Source organism: Bacillus rhizoplanae, assembly GCF_917563915.1.
Classification (GTDB): domain Bacteria; phylum Bacillota; class Bacilli; order Bacillales; family Bacillaceae_G; genus Bacillus_A; species Bacillus_A rhizoplanae.
On the sequence record NZ_CAKJTI010000002.1, the window covers coordinates 75728 to 93561 of the forward strand.

Genomic DNA, 17834 nt, shown 5'->3' on the forward strand with positions numbered 1-17834 from the left:
CTAGCTTGTCGAATTAGGAGGAGATTATTTCTATGTTAGAGAGTCAAATTAAGGAACGTTCGTTATTACTTCATAAAGAATTAGTAGGAAAAATTGAGATTACAAGCAAGGTAGAAGTGAATTCAGCAGATGATTTAAGTTTGACATATACACCAGGCGTAGCTGAATCTTGTAAGGCCATTGCTGCGGATGAAGAAACAGCTTACGACTATACTGCACGCGGTAATATGGTTGCCGTTATATCTGATGGAACGGCAGTGCTTGGATTAGGGGATATTGGACCGAAAGCAGCTATGCCTGTTATGGAAGGAAAAAGTATTTTATTTAAAAAGTTTGCGAATGTCGATGCATTTCCGCTTTGTCTTGGAACGACAGATGTAGATGAAATCGTAACTATTGTTAAAAATTTAGAACCTACATTTGCAGGGATTAATTTAGAAGATATCGCAGCACCGCGTTGTTTTGAAATTGAAAAACGTTTAAAAGAAGAAACGAATATTCCCGTGTTTCATGATGATCAGCACGGAACAGCAATTGTTGTTTTAGCTGCGGCTATTAACGCGTTAAAAGTTGTAAATAAAACGATGAATGAAGTAAAGATTGTCATTAATGGTGCTGGTTCTGCAGGAATTGCAATTGGTAAATTATTATTAAAAGCAGGCGCACAGCATATGACATTAGTAAGTTTAGAAGGTGTTGTTTGTGAAGGAGAGTCATGGATGAACCCGGCACAAATCGAGATTGCGAAAGAAACAAATCGTGAACTTGTACGTGGAACATTAAAAGAAGCGATTGATGGTGCAGACGTTTTTATCGGTGTATCTGCTCCTAACGTATTAACAAAGGAACTTGTAAAAACAATGAATGAAAATCCAATTGTGTTTGCAATGGCGAATCCAGTACCGGAAATATTCCCAGAGGATGCGCTGGAGGCCGGAGCAGCTGTTGTTGGAACAGGACGCTCTGATTATCCGAACCAAGTGAACAATGTATTAGCATTTCCAGGTATATTCCGCGGTGCATTAGATGTCCGTGCAACAGATGTTACAGAGGAAATGAAATTAGCTGCGGCGTACGGAATTGCTAACATTATTACGGATGAAGAACGAAATGCAAATTACGTCATTCCAAATCCACTGGATAAAAGAGTTGTACCAAGTGTAGCAGCTGCGGTAGCAAAAGCAGCTATTCAATCAGGAGTGGCGCAAATTACAACGATGCCAAACTATTCTACAGAACAATAAAATGAAACTTTGAATGGAAGTTTCACTTTATAATTTGTTGTTCTTTTGGCTTGTTAAATTAAATAGGTATCCATTGCTACTTATGGATATCTTTTTTGTTTGTTTAAAATCACCACTAGTATAATCTTTGGAAATAGAGTGTTCTAATTCGCATTCTTTTGAATCTATACTCAAAATCTTAACTTTTATTAAGTGTGAAGAAATCTTGTAACAAAAATATAACAGTTATAATGATCATTCCCAAGTTAAATATAAGAGCTGTTATAACAGATAAGTCTGTGATATTTAATAATACGATACAGATTGAAAAAATTGATGCAATAAAAGGAATGATTTTTTTCGTTCTTGATATCACATACCCTTTACTTTCCTGAAGATATATCATCATTACAGCAATAATTAATAGTAGGGGAGCAGTAATAAGGACCCCAAACCAACCTACAGCATCTTCAACAAACCAAGGTAAAAATCGTATGGTCGAGGAGAATATAAATAGGTTAAGTACGAAAACGAGTAATTGTACGAGAGATAATCTATACATGTTTTTTTGCTTCATAGTGTCAAATCTCCTAGAGTGTAATTTTACACTATTTTAAAAATAATTCACTATGATGTCAAGTGGCTCTTCAGTAAATTTTATCCCGCTATTCGCGGGCAATAAGACCCCCACCTCAAGATTGTGAGGAATCCGATGAAGATAGATGGGGGGTAACTGCTGGCATGTACCCGATTGGTTCAACTAACCATTCGGAGGAAAAGCATCTCCGAATGGAAGTTTCACTTTATGCTCTTTTTTCTATTTTTGTACCAAAATCTAGAAATCTGTATGGACCTTTTGGAACTATAGTATATTTGTATTAAAACTAGTAAAGTAATGTAGATGATTTTACTTATAAAAAGTGTTGTTTTCATTAAAGAGAATAAGTAAATATAGATTTTGCATGCGGTATAGAAGAAATAAGGGAGAAAATAGAGAGATGAGAAAAAGAAAAAACTTGTTAGGTTTACGGACAACGATTACATTGCTAGTATGTACGGTTGTCATATTGTCTTTGCTTGTAACAGACATTTTAATTAGTCATCATGTCGAGCGTATGACAGAAGAAAGCCAAATGGAAAAAGCTAAAGCAGTTGCACGTATTACAGCAAATTCACCGCTCGTAATCGATGCTTTAACGGGAAGAAAAGATGCATCTGAAATTCAAGCGTATACGAATAGACTTTTAAAAAATACAGATGTTCAATTCATTGTAGTCATGGATATGAATGGAATAAGAAAGTCTCATCCAGATCCTAAGAAGATCGGCCAACATTTTGTTGGGGGCGATGAAGGCTTAGCCATGAAAGGAAAAGAACATGTATCAAAAGCAGAAGGAACATTAGGGAGATCTATGCGGGTATTTGTACCCATTTTTTCTGAAGCGAAAGAACAAATTGGGGTTGTTGCTGTTGGAATTTCAGCTGATAATGTGGAAGAAAGGGTTAAGGAGAGTAGACATATTATTTACATCGGTGTTAGTGTTGGAATTTTAGTTGGTGTTATAGGTGCTATTTTATTAGCTAGACATATTAAGAAAATTTTATTTGGCCTCGAACCTAGTGAAATCTCAAAAATTTTAGAAGAGCGGAATACGATGCTACAATCCGTCAAAGAAGGAATTATTGCGATTGATAAAGATGCGAGGATTACTTTAATTAATAACGAAGCGAAACGGTTAATTGAGAAAAGCGGAATCAAAGAAGAGTGTATTGGTAAAGACATTGAGCAGTATATGCCGAACACAAGGATAAAAGAAGTATTACAAACGGGAGTAGCGCAGCTCGATGAGGAACAAAGTCTACATGGGATTACAATTGTTACGAATCGAGTTCCTCTATACGTAAAGGGTGAAATTGTTGGTGTCATTGCAACATTTCGTGATAAAACGGAAATGAGAAAATTAGCAGAGCAGTTAACGGGTATTCGACTATATGCAGAGGCTTTACGGGCACAATCTCATGAATTTATGAATAAGATGCACGTTGTATTAGGGCTAACACATATGAAAAATTATGAAGAATTAGAGACGTATGTTAGTAGCATGGTATCAGAGCATCAATATGAAATTGGCGGTGTGATGAGGAAAATAAAAAATCCCGTGTTTGCAGGGTTTATGCTTGGCAAGCTTAGCTATGCGAGAGAAAAGGGAATAGAACTGACTATAAGTGAGGATTCGTATTTACCAGATCCAGATGATGAGAGATTGATTCATGAACTCATTACAATTGGAGGAAATTTAATTGATAATGCACTAGATGCGGTGGCGAGTTGTGAATATAAGCAAGTACATGTTTCCGTCCAATATCATGATAAATTGATTATTAAAGTTACCGATACAGGAAATGGAATTCCGAAAGAAGAAGTGGATAAAATATTCGTCAAAGGATATTCCACAAAAGGTGAAAATCGAGGGTATGGTTTATATCTTGTAAATGAAAGTATAAGGCGCATAAAAGGGAACATATATATCGATTCCGTCTTAGGAAAGGGAACGACCATCACAATTGAAATACCATATAAAAGTAGGGATGAGATAGGAAAATGATCAAAGTTTTAATTGTAGAAGATGACCCAATGGTGGCGATGCTAAATAAGCATTATTTAGAACAAGTTGGAGGATTTGAACTTGTTCATATAGCTAAATCCGTAAACGAAGCAGTACAAATATTAGAGGAATCTCATATAGATTTTATACTGCTTGATATCTTTATGCCTGGTGATACAGGGTTTGAATTGTTATTGCATATCCGCAATAAAGAAAAAGAAACTGATGTTATGATGATTTCAGCGGTACATGATATGGCAAGTATTAAAAAAGCACTGCAATATGGAGTTGTCGACTATTTAATTAAACCATTTACGTTTGAACGTTTTAAGGAAGCGTTAACTGCATATCGTGAGAAATTTAGATTTATGAAGGCGCAACAAAAGATTAATCAATCCGAACTAGATGCACTGATTTTACAAAAAGAAAAAGTAGAATCTCACGTAAGTAAAGAACTTCCAAAAGGATTAACAAAACAAACATTGCAGTTAATTTGGAAACAAATAGAATCGCTCCGTGGAAACGAATTTACAACAGATGAAATGGCGCAATTAGTTGGAATCTCAAGGGTGTCTATTCGAAAGTATGTCATATTTTTAATTGAAATTGGAGTTTTAGAAAATGAAATGGTTTATCAGCAGGTAGGAAGACCGGTAAGTAAATTGCGTTGTATTGATGAAACAAAAATACAGTTGTATATATAAGCAGCTTATGGAAGCTGCTTTTTAAAATTACAAAATCTATTAAGATTTAGTAGCATACGATGCAGACGGCAAAGCATACAAGTATGAAGTGAAAGAACAACTAGTAGCTGGATACAAATCAGAAGTAAACGGTTATGATATCACGAATACAGAAATCAAGGACGGAACAGTCGAAGTTCCTAAAGACAATCCAAACACGAATAGCGATTCAAAAGTTCCACCTACTAAAGAAGATGATAAAACGACAGTATTACTTCCTAAAACAGGAGGAACACCAGCGGAGATGATTTCAATTGCTGGAGGTATGATATTGTTTGTTTTAGGTAGAATCCTATTCTTTCGTCAAAGAGTTAAATAATTAGATTATTTATTAACGATAACCCGAGTAGTAGACAAGTTAACAAGTCGCTATTCGGTTTTTTTGTTATCCCGCACTAACGGGCAGTAAGACTCCCACCTCAAGGTTCTGAGAAAACAAAGAAGATAGGTGGGAGCTAACTGCCCGTAAGAGCCCGATTGGTTCAACTAACCATCAGTGGGGGATGAAGAAAACCCCCACTGATGGAAGTTTCACTTTATTTAGAACATGTCTTTTTTAAACAAATGCTCTTTACTGCATATAGTTATAGGGAGAACGGAGGGATAAAAGTGACTAGAATTGCCTATACAGAAAGTGATGTCGATTTACTTGCTCGTCTTATGAGAGCGGAAGCAGAAGGTGAAGGGCAACAAGGTATGATGGCAGTAGGAACAGTTGGTGTGAATCGTGTAATGTGCGATTGTTTGGATTTTAAACAAATTACAAATATTTCACAAATGGTGTATCAGCAGCCAGGCGGATTTGAAGCAGTGACGAAAGGGTATTTCTACCAACGAGCAAGAGAGAGCGACAAAGAAATGGCAAGAAAATGTTTGAATTATGCTCGCATATGGCCAGGTGTATATTCTCTTTGGTTCTTTCGTCCAGTTGGCAATTGTCCTCCTACGTGGTGGGATCAACCTCATGCAGGACAATATAAGAATCATTGTTTTTACGAACCGACTGGAGATGAATGTCCGAAGGTATATAGCGGAAAATAGAGTAAGTAGCTTGGGACGAATATATCGGCGCTTTTCATGATATATCGGCGCAAGTGCATCATTTATCGGCGTTTTTTACAATATATCGGCGCTTCGACACAACATAAAGACCGCTCGACGATATTCGACATACGAAAAAAACACCTCATTTCCAAAATGAGGTGTTTTTTTGTTGTATTCATAGAAAATGATATTACCTCTTGTCAGCTCGCGAATAATGAATGGAGATAAGAATTAGAATATTTTCCCTTAAAGAATACATAATAAAAAATAGTTATGAAATGCAGAAAGGGATGGAGTTTATGTTTAAGTTTCTGAAACCATTAAAAGGTAAACGCAATTCAAAGTCTTTTCAAATAAACAATAATACTCATTTTCAGGAAAAAAACATAGAAGATTCTCCCTTGGACGTTAATTTATCTAAGAACATAGCTCAACTTCAACAACTCTTCTGTCAATCTCCTGATTTGGTCATTCGTCCGTTTCCAATCACAGTCGATGGATTAGAAGCAGCTTTAGTCTATTTGTCTGGCTTAACAGACAAGCGATCGATTCAAAATCATGTTTTAAGTCCTTTGATGAATAGCGTCCGTGATCCTAACATGGATCTGCCCATTACATTAGGGCAGGTCAAAGTCGTCGATACGTGGACCAAAATTGAAAGTGCTATTTTGGAAGGAGATAGCGTTTTATTTATTCACGGCCAGACTACAGCGCATCAATTAGATACGAAAGGATGGCCGCAAAGAAATATTGAAGATTCTAGGAATGAAATATCACTAAAAGGTGCTCATCAAGGGTTTGTAGAAACTGGAAGTCAAAATATCGCATTGATTCGGAGATACATTCCTCATCGAGAATTAATGTTAAAAGAGATTACAATTGGTGTGCGGGGTAAAACGAAGATTTCCATTTTATATTTGAAAGATGTAGCTTCCGAAGATGTGCTGAAAGAATTGGAAACACGGATTCAAGATATTATGGTGGACGCTGTCATTAGTACGGGTGAACTTATCGAGTTCATTGAAGATAATCCGTATTCACCGTTTCCTCAATTTATATTAACTGAAAGACCTGATTTAGCTGTATCTCACATTCTCCAGGGAAGATTTGTGATTGTTGTAGATCATTCTCCAAATGTATTGATTGCTCCGACAAATTTTATATCCTTTTTTCAAGGAGTTGATGATTACGGGACACGTTGGTTAGTTGCCTCGTCTATTCGGATACTTCGTTTCATCGCTTTTATGATTGCTCTATTTTTGCCTGCGAGTTATGTTGCGTTTATTTCCTTTAATTTTGAAGTCATTCCTGTGGAGCTTTTTTTATCTATTGCGGAATCAAGAACGCGCGTACCATTTTCTCCAGTTATGGAAGCACTGCTTATGGAAATGACTTTAGAAATGATGAGGGAAGGAGCTTTGCGGCTACCTACTCCTATCGGTCAAACAGTTGGAATTGTAGGGGGGATTATCATTGGACAGGCGGCTGTTCAGGCGGGAATTGTAAGCAACATTATGATTATTGTTGTTGCTGTTACAGCCATCGCTTCCTTTATCATTCCGAATTATGATATGGGAGCGGCAGTCAGATTGTTGCGATTTCCTATGATGATATCAGCTGCTTTGTTTGGAATTGTAGGAATTGTTATCGGGTGGATGACATTAATTGCGCATCTCATCAGTCTTGAATCGTTAGGTACTCCTTATGGGACTCCGTTAGCACCATTTCGCTTTGCGGATATGAAGGATGCTTTTGTACGCTTTCCTCTATGGGCAATGAGAAGTCGTCCTAAGGGTACGAGAGCTATTCAATCTATTCGCCAAGGAAAAAACCACAATAAAAGGTGAAACTATGAAAAAGTATGCCTATAATGACATCACTCTTATGCAGTATATTTTTATAATTAATGGAATGCAGGTGGCAACTGGAGTTTTATCTCTCCCACGAGTGCTTGCAGAAAAAGCTGGAACAGATGGATGGATAGCTATACTTATCGGCTGGGTATTCTCCACAATATCCGGTATTTTTATAATTAAAACATCTGCAAGATATCCAGAGGACACGCTTTATGACATTCTTATACGATTGTTTGGAAAAATAGTTGGGAAAGCACTAGTTGTTATTTACACGATATACTTCGCTTGTTATTCCGGTATCGTTCTTGTGAACGCTATGCTTTATCTTAAGGCGTGGCTTCTCCCGAAAACGCCTGATTATATCATTATATTTTTGTTTTCAATTCCTATTTTTCTTGTTGCACGCAACGGCCTTCGTATTATAGGACGATACTGCGAACTCGCTTTTTATATGATGCTTTGGATTCCGCTGTTTTTTTTGATACCGCTAAGAGGTGGTTGGAGTTGGCTGCCTTTCTTTCCATTGTTGAAGGATGGATGGAATCCGATATTGACAGCTGTGCCAACTACTATTTTTGCATATTTAGGATTTGATATTACGTTCTTTTTGTATCCTTTTTTACAAAAAAAGCAGTACGCGGTCCATGGATTCGTTATTGCAAATACTTTGACGATGTTATTCTATCTGTTTGCTACTCTTGTTTGCTTTTCCTATTTTAGCCCTGATAGCATTACAGAATTTAACCAACCAGTACTAAATTTACTTAAAGTAATTGAATTTCGTTTTTTAGAACGCTTTGACATGGTTTTATTAGCTGTTTACTTAATTGTTGTTTCCACAGCCTGGATCCCTTGCATATACTGCGCTGTATTTTGTTCTAGTCAATTACTTGGAAAAGAAGATCATAGCTCTCACGTCATTGTTTTATTATTGTGCATTATCGGTTTCGTATTTTTGACCCATCCTACTTGGAATCAATCTGAGGTTTGGCAACAGGCAATATCAAATGCTGGATTAGGATTGACGTATATATCACCTGTGATTTTATGGATGTACAGCTGGGTATATGAGAAGTATAGCCGGAGGGGGATACATTGAAAAAGAAGGTACTATGTTGCATTTTGTTATTGACGTTCACGATGACGGGATGCTTTGATCAAACAAATGTTGAAGATGTTTCTCTTACTCTTATACTTGGTATTGATTTAGATCGCAATAATAATTTATTGGTATACATGTCAAGTCCTGTGTTTAATAAAGAAGCACAGATAAAGGAAGAAAATTCTGGTGTAAAGTCTGTTACGGTTCGAAAGTCTAGACAGAAATTTGATGCTACGGTTATGGCGCTAACATCGGGAAGCAAAACTCAAGTCTTCTTAGTTGGAAAACGGCTGCTAAAACGAAAAAACTGGGAAGATTACCTTGATCCATTTTACCGTGATCCAAAAAATACGGTTACTGCACGGGTTGTCGCTGTAGATGGACCTGTTTCGGACGTAATTTTTTATAGACCAAAAGATAAGCCTCGGCTCCCTTTGTATTTATCAAAATTAGTTGATACCGCCTATTTAAGAAATGTTACGGTAAAAACAACTCTTCAAAAATTTCATCAACAAATGACAGATAAAGGGATGACAGCGAGTATTACCGAGATGAAAAAAAAGAATAGAGTATGGGTGACAGGAACGGCTTTGTTGGACGAAAAAGGCAGATATAAATTAACGCTAACACCGGATGAAAACAGATTATTACGTATTTTACAGCATGAAACTAAAGGTGAGTTTCTATTTACACTGCCAATCAAGCCGAAAACGGATGATCGTAATAAAGATTGGATCAGCTTTGCTGCTCAAAATATCAAGGTAAAGACAAAGGCAAAATATGACGGTCGTTTTATATTTAATACAGATGTAAAGATGAGAATCATCATTACAGAACGGCTTTTTCCGTTCAATACAAGAAAGGACGCAGCAAAGCTGCAAAAAGCTATTGAAACTAAGCTGGAAGCTGATTTCAAGCACTTAATAAAGAAAATACAAGCAGCCGAAATCGATCCTTTTGGACTTGGTAAATATGCAAGAACTTACACATATCCAGAGTGGAAAAAAGTCCAAAATCAATGGGATAAGGAATTGGCAAAGGGAGATGTAAATGTCAAGGTAAGTGTAAAAGTTGCTGGGATGGGAACGATTAAGTAATTAAGATACGGATGAAAATTGAGTATAATTTGCAAGCCCCTTCAGAAGATCTGAAGGGGGCTTTTCTAATGTGAAAGTAAATTAAAGTGGTAATACTTCTTCTAGATGTGTATTTAGTTCAGATACAAATTTATCAACATCAGGGTTCTTTATTACATTATAGCAAGCGAAGCTCTTTAACGGTTTCATACCGATAAACTCTTGCATCCGGTGTAAATGACTGAGTGCGTCCTCTAAGCTTTTTCCTCCAAAGAATTGTGTTGGATCGTTAAATGCTTTTTCGGGAGCGTTCCATGTAGTCGAGAACATATAGTGTTTATCAGTTAATAATCCGCCTCTTCCGTATTGCTCAGAGCCTTTGAAAAATAATCCGTAAGCATATACCTCATCCATGTATGTTTTCAGTAATCCTGGAACATTGAACCAATAAATAGGTGTTTGGAAGATTAGAATATCAGCCCATAAAAACTTATTTTGTTCTTCTTCGATATCATATCCGTTTTGAATGACTGTTGTTTGTACATGATTCTCGGGACTTAATATATTCACCATGTTGTCTGTTAATGTTTTGTTTAGTTTTCCTTCCGCTGATCTATATGTTTGATGCCCGTTTATAATAAGTATATTTTTCATCTTTATTTTTCCCCTTTATACGATAATGTGTTAGCGATTCTAAAAACTTCGAAATCTTTCAAAGTAGTTTTATTTTTAAGTACGATACCGAGTCGTTGCATGAGAATAAGATGATCCTCTAAGTGCCAATCTTCAATAATTTTCTATCCTCATTTTCAATACCCCCTTATTTCTAAAATAGCGTCTAGTCGCTAATGATATTGTATGTATAGTTGATTCCTTTTGGAAAGTAGTGATATTTATTTCATATAGTTACCGTAAGGATAGAATTGTGATAGCATAAAGGAAATCAGTCAAAAAATTTTTAGGAGTGTGTTTCTATGAGTAGCATGGATCCAATTGAATTAACAAAAGGAACACCAGGGCAAGTTTGTCCCATTGCGAAAACACTTGACGTGATCGGAACAAAGTGGACTTTTTTAATTATTCGAGATCTTCTTATTGAAGGAACGATGCGATTTAGCGATTTACAAAAATCAATGGATGGAATCAGCCCGAAAACCCTCTCACTTCGTTTGAAGGAACTTGAAGCACAAGGGATCGTGGAAAGAACGGTATACCCAGAGGTTCCTCCGCGGGTAGAATACAAATTAACAGAGAAAGGAAAACAATTAGAAAGTATTTTTATTGAATTAAAGCGCTTCGGGTTAACATTATAAAGAGCTTTGAAACGAGATAAAAAATAAATTTTTTGTGCGTACATTTCTTGCTAAAAAAGAAACTTTCTAAAATGTAACTATGTGAATTTAATATCACTACTTCCAAAAATAAAGTATTAGAAATACAATAACCTCAGCAAAACAAAACAAGAAAAACTGGGGGAAATGAACATGTTAAGTAATAAAAAGATTGTAATTATCGGTGGAAGTTCTGGAATTGGTTTAGAAACAGCGAGACTTGCACTCCTGCAAGATGCTGAGGTTATCATTGCTAGTCGTTCTGAGGAAAAGTTACAGAGAGCGAAGGATCATTTAGGAGGAAACGTAACAGTTTATACGCTGGATACAACGCAAGAACAACAAGTTCAATCCTTTTTTGAACAAGTCGGTACGATGGATCATTTAGTTGTTACAGCGGCAGAAACATCCGGGGGCTCTTTTATTGACACAGATACAGCTGCAGCACGTCAGTTGTTTGAAAATAAATTTTGGGGACAATTCTATTCTGCAAAATATGGTGCATCAAAGATTGCTGAGAATGGCTCCATCACTTTATTTTCCGGAGTTGTTGCTTATAAATCTATGGTTGGGTCTGCAACGCTTGGTGCAGTCAATGCAGCCGTTTCTAATCTTGGCCAAACGTTAGCGTTAGAACTAGCTCCTATTCGAGTGAATGTTGTTTCTCCTGGAATTATTGATACACCGTCACGCAGTAAAATGGCAGAAGAAGCGCGTAATAAATTCTATACTGACTTAGGAAACAAACTTCCTGCAAGGCGAGTAGGTAAGGCTGAAGATGTAGCGAAAGCTGTACTATATGCGATGCAAAACGGTTTTGTTACGGGAACGGTTCTTCATGTTGAAGGTGGGCATACTTTGATTTAGTAGATTAAGATGAATTTATATTTAGTATAAAGGGAAAACGCTATTCTTTTGTGGAAACATACAGAGAGAATAGCGTTTTTTATGAATTTATCGATGTTTGATAAATTTCAGTTGTAGACTGAAAAGGGGAAAATCCCTTTTATAAATTCCGTTAGCAACATTTATTTTTGCTTAACCAATCCTCTTTATAAAGAGCATAGTGATTTTCCGTAAAAACTTGGTTGTACTTAGTAAACAACCGTTTTATTTGTTTTTCTAATTGAAATCCCATGTTCTCCATGGAACTACATGAATTTATGTTATTATTCCAAGCTTGTGCATGAACTTCATCCACCTTTAATGTCGAAAACACATAATGATATATTAAAGTTCTAGCTTCACGAGCAATTCCTTGTCGCCAAAATTCACGTGCGATTCGCTGAGCTTCTGAAGCAATCACTAAATGATTATTCTCATCCTCTGTTGGTACAGTAATCCAATACGTGCCTATCATTTCTCCTGAACTTTTTAATATAACAGACCAAGCAATCATATCTTCTAGGTCTTTATACTTCTGAAGCAATTGTTTAATTTCATCAGCATTTACAGGAACTGTGTTTCCTGTCCAATGATGCATTTCAGGATCTTTCATGGTCTCATACCACTGCTTATAATCCTTTTCTGGATCTATTGGACGCAGTAGTATGTTTGTTCCTTCTAATATAGGTATTGTTATAAGCGACATAATTCATCTCCCTTTGTTATTGAGATGTAAACCAATAATTCATTTGTATCAAACAGAATAAATTTTGGGGTTCCCATATGTCATACATCTACTATTTAGTCTAATACTTTTGTTTTTACCTTATTTAGCAGTCGAACTAAACAGTCTACATACTATGAGTTTTGTCTATGGCTTCACGTAGTGCTTTAGCTAATTTGATTGGATCGTCATTTGCCCAAAAATGCATAAAAAACAGTCGGGGATTCTCGGTTAACATGTGATTATGTACAGCCGTTACTTCAATATCGTATTTACGTAACGTACTTGCAACAGGATTTATCTCTTCTGCAGTAAGCACAAAATCACCAGTTATGGCTGCTTTTCCATTTTTCGTCGGCTGAAAATTGATTGCTGTTGCTACCCCCATAGCAGGAGGAATTTCCATGCCATTTTCCATGATTTTTTCTAACCGTGGAATACTTACGTGATAAACACCACCACTAACTGTACCTTTATGTCTAAATATTTTATCAAGCTTCTGTTGATCAATGGAAAAGGCATGCGAATCATTCGGTAATTTGTTGTTCCATGGTATTGTTGTTAGTTTCATTGCGGATTTAATCCCTTTAGCTAATTGAACTGGATTACCATACCCTTTCACATGCAAATACATAATACGTGTTGACTCTCCTAGTAAATGATTGTGTAGTGCAGAAACTTGAATTCCTTGTTGGAAAAGTTGATCCATGACAGGTTGAACTTCATTTTCTGTAAGAACTAAATCACCCATAACCATCGCTTGACTACCCATTTGTTTAAAGGCGGTCCAGCCCCCCAAGGCTAAACTTGCTCGGATTGATATTCCCTTTACACTTACTTGTAAATCACTACGTGGAAGGCTGATATAAAAGACTTCACCTGGCTTCATCGCACCTGATTTTCCCATTGTTTTCTCAACTAGTTTCCAGTTTACTTGCTGCGATAAACGATTTGTTGAATGACTGTAATTAGGAGAAGAAGGGTTCTCCATCGCTTGAATCAAGGAATTCGATGGAAAATCATAAATTATAACAACAACTAAAAAAGTAACTATAATATACTTCCACTTATGCATAGATTAACTCCTTTTTAGATGTATGGTGAAATATTAGGAAACGATATTATAATTCCCCATTCATCTTTTTTCTTACACATAAAAGCTCGTTAGTGAATGAGCTTTTTTATTCTCGATTACGTCTCGATTCTTTTGTTGCATATAAAAAAGGTTAATTGATATAGCTAGTAGGAGAAAACAAATACTTAAGAATTTCATAAGCCAATGAGGGGAAACGGAATGACTGGTTCAGTGCTGTTAGATGAACAAGGCATCTTCGTTAGGACTAATCATTCCTTTTAGAAATGGAATGCACATTTATTATTATGACTTTTATACAACTCATGTTAAGGGAGTGAATCGACCTGCTTCAGAGAATAGATGCGGTCTGATATAAGAGCTATTATGTAAAAAAGGTTAGAAATGCCCTTATAGAAACAGAAATAGGGAGGATTGATGAGAATTCCTCCCTGATATAAATAAAATCAAACTATTTTTTTAATACTTTAAATGCTGCTCTTATTTTTCTAGCAAACTCTAATGGTGGTTCAACTGATTCAAAATGCATATACATAGCCCGTGGTTCTTCAAATAACCAATGATTATGAAGTGCTGTAACGATAATGTCTCTTTTTCGAAGTTCAGTTAATAATGGATTAACCTCTTCTTGTAAAAGAACTGTTTCCCCTAAATTCAACGCATTTCCTTTACTATCAACATCTTCAAACGAAAAAAACTGTGGGTTAACCAGTGGAGAGTGTGTTCTACGTCCAAGAATAGTAATTTTAATATCACGAAACTTTTGTACTAAGCAGACCCCTTCTGGAGTAACTGTTGCAGATCCACCTAAGATTTTCCCAAATTCTTTACATAAGTCACATATAGAGTCATTTGAACGATGACTATTTGAACCCATAAAAAACCTTCTTTCCGTAAATATTTGGGGTTTATATAATCAATTCCCTCTAGTAAAGTATTCATAGTATAGAGAAAAGGCTTGGACTATTTACGTACTATTAATAGAATTAATATAAATATTTTAATAGTTTTATATACTTAAGAATTCTAAAAGCTCAATATTTCCTATTTCAAAAAACAAGAGCAGTCTTTTCGACCTCTCTTGTTCCATAAATTTTAACTTCCTTTTCCTTTAATAAGCTGTTTTTTCTGAATTATATGATAACATGAAAGAAAAGGGGGCATACAAAAATGGAACGTCTACAAATTGGAGATATACAAGTGACATGGCTGCGAGGAGGAAATACGCATTTAGATGGCGGAGCGATGTTTGGCGTTGTGCCGAAAGCGCTTTGGTCACGTAAATATAGCCATAACGATAAAAATCAAATTTATTTACGAACAGATCCATTGTTGCTGCAAACGAAAGATGGAAATATGCTCATAGATTCAGGTATGGGAAATAACAAAATGAATGAGAAGATGAAACGAAATCAAGGAGTGACAGAAGAGTCATCTGTTGAACAATCGCTCGCTCAGCTCGGTTTGAAAGCGGAAGATATTCAGTATGTTCTTATGACGCATCTTCATTTTGATCATGCCTCTGGTTTAACGAAATGGGAAGGTGAAAAGCTTGTCCCGACGTTTCCGAATGCAAAAATATATGTATCGCAAACAGAATGGGACGAAATGAGAAATCCGAATATCCGTTCACGCAATACATATTGGAAAGAAAATTGGGAGCCAATTGTACATCAAGTACATCTCTTCACAGAGGAAGTTAATGTTACAGATGAAATCAGAATGGTTCATACAGGCGGACATAGTGATGGACATGCGGTTGTCATTGCGCAAAGCCAAAATGAAACATTGCTGCATTTAGCAGATCTACTGCCAACACATGCGCATCAAAATGTATTGTGGGTCATGGCGTATGATGATTATCCAATGACATCAATTGATAATAAACAAAAATGGATGAAATACGGAACAGAGCAGAAAGCGTGGTTTACGTTCTACCACGATGCATATTACCGTGCGGTGAAATGGGACGAAGAGGGGCATATGGTAGAAAAATTAGAACGTAAAGAAGTAGAAGTACCGAGCGAAGTGTAATGGAGTAAAACTTGAATCAGTAAACATGAAGCGAATGAAAAGATAACTCATATGAGTACATGCAAAGTATCGGTCTACACTGACCGATACTTTTTATGTATTAGAAAAAATTCTGAAAATATAGACATTTACACATGAATGTTTTATAGTAGTTAATACAATAACTACTATAAGGGAGGACTTATGGAAGAGAAAGCAATTATTGAATTGCAAAAACATGGATTTTCAAAATACGAGTGTAAGGCCTATATAGGTTTATTGAAATCACCAGCCATCACTGGCTATGAATTAAGTAAGCGTTCTGGCGTCCCGCGCTCAATGATTTATGAGGTATTGGGAAAGTTACTTGATAAAGGAGCAATTCAAACTGTTCCTTCTGATCCCATTGTTTATAAACCTGTTGAGCCGAAACAGTTGCTCGCTCGTCTTAAAGAAGAGATGAATACATCATTAGAAGTGCTAGAATCGTCCCTTACAACATTAGAAAGTGATCAGAAAGTGGATGTCGTGACTAGAATTGTTCAGTATGAACATATTGTTCAAGAAATGCTTTCGATGATTCGAGATGCAAACAAAGAACTTTGGTTATCCATTTGGTCTCCTATTGTGAAAGACATTGAAAAAGCCGTTCGAGAGAAAGAAGGATCAATCCCTATTTTTACAGTTTTATTTGGAGCAGAAGATAAGACGCTAGGACACACGTATCATCACAACTATATGGCACCGGACATTGTTAGTAAACGTATGGGCGGGTATTTGACCATTCTTATTCGAGATGAAGAAGAAGCCTTAATTGCTAAGTTTAGCGACAGAGGTTCAGAGTGGGCTGTGAAGTCAACTGATCCTGCTCTCGTTCTTATCGCTACTGAATACATTCGGCACGACATTATGGTAGAAGAGATTACAGCTGCGTTCGGTCCTGAAAAGCTAGATGAGCTATGGAAAAAGCGAGAAGATTTAATTCATGTCATGACGGGAAGAAACAGCTTAGCGTAAAGCTGTTTTTTATCCCGCATTAACGGGCAGTAAGTCCCCCACCTTAAGGCTGAGAGAAGCAAGGAAGATAGGTGGGGAATAACTGTCCGTAAAAGCCCGATTGGTTCAACTAACCATCAATGGGAGGTGAAAAACCCCCCACTGATGGAAGTTTCACTTTATCATAAAACAAAAGTCGTTATAACTATAACTACTTTGGGGGGATTAGATGTATGCAAAATTAAAATTTGCCATCTCTATGGCTATCTTTGGTTCAATCGGTTTATTTTCAATAGAAACAGGTCTTCCATCGATTGAATTGGTTTTTGTGCGTTGCCTCTCTGCAAGCATTCTTTTAGGAGCAATATGGGGGTTTCGTGCATTAACAACGAAACAGCAGCACAACAATTCTATTCCGCGCCGGGAGTACTTACTCGCCTTACTATGTGGTGTATTTCTTGTTATAAACTGGGTCTTTTTCTTTCGCTCTTTTGAAGTAATGCCTATTACTGTGGCAGTATCCATTTATCATTTAGCACCTGTTATTGTGCTTTTATTAGGCTCCTTTATCTTTAAAGAAAAAATAACAGGAACAGGTTTATTATTTTTCTTTGTTTGCTTTGTAGGAACACTGTTAGCCGGAGGGATTCATCAACATACAACCGTTGCTGGATTTTTGTCCACAGGTGTTCTCTGGGCGTTTGCAGCAGCATTCTTCTATGCACTTACTTCAATCACGGGAAAGGGAATTCAAACACTTAGCCCGTTGTTAACAACGGTTATTCAAACGAGTTTAGGTGTTTTATTATTGATTCCATTCGTAGATTGGTCAAAGTTTATGCATCTTACCACTGAAAATTGGTTCTATATCCTTGTTACAGGATTTATTCATACAGGATTCGTATTTTATTTGTTTTTCAGTAGTTTGCGAGAATTAAAGGCTCAAACCATTGCTATTTTAGTCTTTATTGATCCGATTGTTGCAATCTTACTGGATGTTACTATTTTGAATTACCATCCTGATGTCTATCAGCTTCTTGGGATTTTGCTAGTGTTTGTAGGGATTAGTTATTCTCCTAAAAAAGAAAGACGATTAGCAGCGGAAGCGTGAGTAGTAAAACTTTAATCAAATTTTTTTATAA

At 36.4% G+C, this 17834-nt stretch carries 18 protein-coding genes and 1 pseudogene; 14 read left to right on the top strand and 5 right to left on the bottom strand.

What is annotated here, in order from left to right:
* Positions 1-32: 32 nt before the first annotated feature.
* Positions 33-1244, top strand: a complete 1212-nt coding sequence (locus LRP84_RS02475; protein WP_230573629.1) for an NAD(P)-dependent malic enzyme — start codon at positions 33-35, stop codon at positions 1242-1244.
* Positions 1245-1422: 178 nt separating this feature from the next.
* Here LRP84_RS02475 and LRP84_RS02480 read toward each other — a convergent pair whose 3' ends face one another.
* A complete protein-coding gene (locus LRP84_RS02480) occupies positions 1423-1800 on the bottom strand; it encodes a hypothetical protein (RefSeq protein WP_230573630.1) in 378 nt (125 codons plus the stop codon).
* A 421-nt stretch (positions 1801-2221) separates the two neighbouring features.
* Between LRP84_RS02480 and LRP84_RS02485 the strand changes: the two genes are divergently transcribed.
* The 8 genes and pseudogenes from LRP84_RS02485 to LRP84_RS02515 all read left to right on the top strand — a co-directional run bounded on the left by LRP84_RS02485 (position 2222) and on the right by LRP84_RS02515 (position 9671).
* The gene (locus LRP84_RS02485; RefSeq protein ID WP_230573631.1) at positions 2222-3829 is read left to right on the top strand and encodes a sensor histidine kinase; all 1608 of its coding nucleotides are present in this window, start codon (positions 2222-2224) and stop codon (positions 3827-3829) included.
* Positions 3826-4533: a response regulator gene (locus LRP84_RS02490; protein WP_230573632.1), complete on the top strand. Its 708-nt coding sequence runs from the start codon at positions 3826-3828 to the stop codon at positions 4531-4533. Before LRP84_RS02485 ends, LRP84_RS02490 begins: the two co-directional genes overlap by 4 nt.
* A 55-nt stretch (positions 4534-4588) precedes the next feature.
* A pseudogene (locus LRP84_RS22420) lies at positions 4589-4672 on the top strand (Cna B-type domain-containing protein); the annotation flags it as partial.
* Positions 4673-4687: 15 nt separating this feature from the next.
* Positions 4688-4891, top strand: a complete 204-nt coding sequence (locus LRP84_RS02495; protein ID WP_302850565.1) for an LPXTG cell wall anchor domain-containing protein — start codon at positions 4688-4690, stop codon at positions 4889-4891.
* Positions 4892-5136: 245 nt separating this feature from the next.
* Positions 5137-5613 carry a cell wall hydrolase gene (locus tag LRP84_RS02500; protein ID WP_437438757.1) on the top strand — a complete coding sequence of 159 codons (477 nt, stop codon included), beginning with the start codon at positions 5137-5139 and terminating at the stop codon, positions 5611-5613.
* 302 nt (positions 5614-5915) lie between these two features.
* Positions 5916-7463, top strand: coding sequence for a spore germination protein (locus LRP84_RS02505; protein ID WP_230573635.1), 1548 nt, complete (start codon positions 5916-5918; stop codon positions 7461-7463).
* Positions 7464-7467: 4 nt separating this feature from the next.
* The gene (locus LRP84_RS02510) at positions 7468-8571 is read left to right on the top strand and encodes a GerAB/ArcD/ProY family transporter (RefSeq protein ID WP_230573636.1); all 1104 of its coding nucleotides are present in this window, start codon (positions 7468-7470) and stop codon (positions 8569-8571) included.
* Positions 8568-9671, top strand: a complete 1104-nt coding sequence (locus LRP84_RS02515) for a Ger(x)C family spore germination protein (protein ID WP_230573637.1) — start codon at positions 8568-8570, stop codon at positions 9669-9671. Before LRP84_RS02510 ends, LRP84_RS02515 begins: the two co-directional genes overlap by 4 nt.
* Positions 9672-9752: 81 nt before the next feature.
* On the opposite strand, the gene LRP84_RS02520 is transcribed toward LRP84_RS02515, so the two are convergent.
* On the bottom strand, positions 9753-10304 hold the full coding sequence (locus tag LRP84_RS02520; protein ID WP_230573638.1) for an NAD(P)H-dependent oxidoreductase: 552 nt from the start codon (positions 10302-10304) through the stop codon (positions 9753-9755).
* A 320-nt stretch (positions 10305-10624) separates the two neighbouring features.
* Here LRP84_RS02520 and LRP84_RS02525 point away from each other — a divergent pair, with 320 nt between their 5' ends.
* Both LRP84_RS02525 and LRP84_RS02530 read left to right on the top strand, forming a co-directional pair.
* Positions 10625-10963, top strand: a complete 339-nt coding sequence (locus tag LRP84_RS02525) for a winged helix-turn-helix transcriptional regulator (protein WP_230573639.1) — start codon at positions 10625-10627, stop codon at positions 10961-10963.
* A 171-nt stretch (positions 10964-11134) separates the two neighbouring features.
* Positions 11135-11848, top strand: a complete 714-nt coding sequence (locus LRP84_RS02530) for an SDR family oxidoreductase (protein ID WP_230573640.1) — start codon at positions 11135-11137, stop codon at positions 11846-11848.
* Between the two features lie 151 nt (positions 11849-11999).
* Here LRP84_RS02530 and LRP84_RS02535 read toward each other — a convergent pair whose 3' ends face one another.
* The 3 genes from LRP84_RS02535 to LRP84_RS02545 form a co-directional block, all read right to left on the bottom strand.
* Entirely contained in the window at positions 12000-12572 is a 573-nt protein-coding gene (locus LRP84_RS02535; RefSeq protein ID WP_335379631.1) for a GNAT family N-acetyltransferase, read from the bottom strand.
* A gap of 145 nt (positions 12573-12717) precedes the next feature.
* Complete coding sequence (locus LRP84_RS02540; protein WP_230573641.1) at positions 12718-13665, bottom strand: DUF1259 domain-containing protein; 948 nt, start codon at positions 13663-13665, stop codon at positions 12718-12720.
* Positions 13666-14134: 469 nt separating this feature from the next.
* Positions 14135-14560 (bottom strand): DUF1259 domain-containing protein, encoded by a 426-nt coding sequence (locus tag LRP84_RS02545; protein ID WP_230573642.1) that lies wholly within the window; start codon positions 14558-14560, stop codon positions 14135-14137.
* A 293-nt stretch (positions 14561-14853) separates the two neighbouring features.
* On the opposite strand from LRP84_RS02545, the gene LRP84_RS02550 reads away from it, so the two are divergent.
* From LRP84_RS02550 to LRP84_RS02560, 3 genes are all read left to right on the top strand, one after another.
* Positions 14854-15717 carry a YtnP family quorum-quenching lactonase gene (locus tag LRP84_RS02550; protein WP_230573643.1) on the top strand — a complete coding sequence of 288 codons (864 nt, stop codon included), beginning with the start codon at positions 14854-14856 and terminating at the stop codon, positions 15715-15717.
* A gap of 183 nt (positions 15718-15900) precedes the next feature.
* The gene (locus tag LRP84_RS02555; protein ID WP_230573644.1) at positions 15901-16713 is read left to right on the top strand and encodes a TrmB family transcriptional regulator; all 813 of its coding nucleotides are present in this window, start codon (positions 15901-15903) and stop codon (positions 16711-16713) included.
* A gap of 208 nt (positions 16714-16921) precedes the next feature.
* Positions 16922-17803 (top strand): DMT family transporter, encoded by an 882-nt coding sequence (locus LRP84_RS02560; RefSeq protein WP_230573645.1) that lies wholly within the window; start codon positions 16922-16924, stop codon positions 17801-17803.
* Positions 17804-17834 lie beyond the last annotated feature (31 nt).

What these genes read in the sequence shown, in the direction of transcription:
- LRP84_RS02475 (WP_230573629.1), top strand. Translation starts at nt 33, where the DNA reads ATGTTAGAGAGTCAAATTAAGGAACGTTCGTTATTACTTCATAAAGAA.
- LRP84_RS02480 (WP_230573630.1), bottom strand. Translation starts at nt 1,800, where the DNA reads ATGAAGCAAAAAAACATGTATAGATTATCTCTCGTACAATTACTCGTT.
- LRP84_RS02485 (WP_230573631.1), top strand. Translation starts at nt 2,222, where the DNA reads ATGAGAAAAAGAAAAAACTTGTTAGGTTTACGGACAACGATTACATTG.
- LRP84_RS02490 (WP_230573632.1), top strand. Translation starts at nt 3,826, where the DNA reads ATGATCAAAGTTTTAATTGTAGAAGATGACCCAATGGTGGCGATGCTA.
- LRP84_RS02500 (WP_437438757.1), top strand. Translation starts at nt 5,137, where the DNA reads ATGCTCTTTACTGCATATAGTTATAGGGAGAACGGAGGGATAAAAGTG.
- LRP84_RS02505 (WP_230573635.1), top strand. Translation starts at nt 5,916, where the DNA reads ATGTTTAAGTTTCTGAAACCATTAAAAGGTAAACGCAATTCAAAGTCT.
- LRP84_RS02510 (WP_230573636.1), top strand. Translation starts at nt 7,468, where the DNA reads ATGAAAAAGTATGCCTATAATGACATCACTCTTATGCAGTATATTTTT.
- LRP84_RS02520 (WP_230573638.1), bottom strand. Translation starts at nt 10,304, where the DNA reads ATGAAAAATATACTTATTATAAACGGGCATCAAACATATAGATCAGCG.
- LRP84_RS02525 (WP_230573639.1), top strand. Translation starts at nt 10,625, where the DNA reads ATGAGTAGCATGGATCCAATTGAATTAACAAAAGGAACACCAGGGCAA.
- LRP84_RS02530 (WP_230573640.1), top strand. Translation starts at nt 11,135, where the DNA reads ATGTTAAGTAATAAAAAGATTGTAATTATCGGTGGAAGTTCTGGAATT.
- LRP84_RS02535 (WP_335379631.1), bottom strand. Translation starts at nt 12,572, where the DNA reads ATGTCGCTTATAACAATACCTATATTAGAAGGAACAAACATACTACTG.
- LRP84_RS02540 (WP_230573641.1), bottom strand. Translation starts at nt 13,665, where the DNA reads ATGCATAAGTGGAAGTATATTATAGTTACTTTTTTAGTTGTTGTTATA.
- LRP84_RS02545 (WP_230573642.1), bottom strand. Translation starts at nt 14,560, where the DNA reads ATGGGTTCAAATAGTCATCGTTCAAATGACTCTATATGTGACTTATGT.
- LRP84_RS02550 (WP_230573643.1), top strand. Translation starts at nt 14,854, where the DNA reads ATGGAACGTCTACAAATTGGAGATATACAAGTGACATGGCTGCGAGGA.
- LRP84_RS02555 (WP_230573644.1), top strand. Translation starts at nt 15,901, where the DNA reads ATGGAAGAGAAAGCAATTATTGAATTGCAAAAACATGGATTTTCAAAA.
- LRP84_RS02560 (WP_230573645.1), top strand. Translation starts at nt 16,922, where the DNA reads ATGTATGCAAAATTAAAATTTGCCATCTCTATGGCTATCTTTGGTTCA.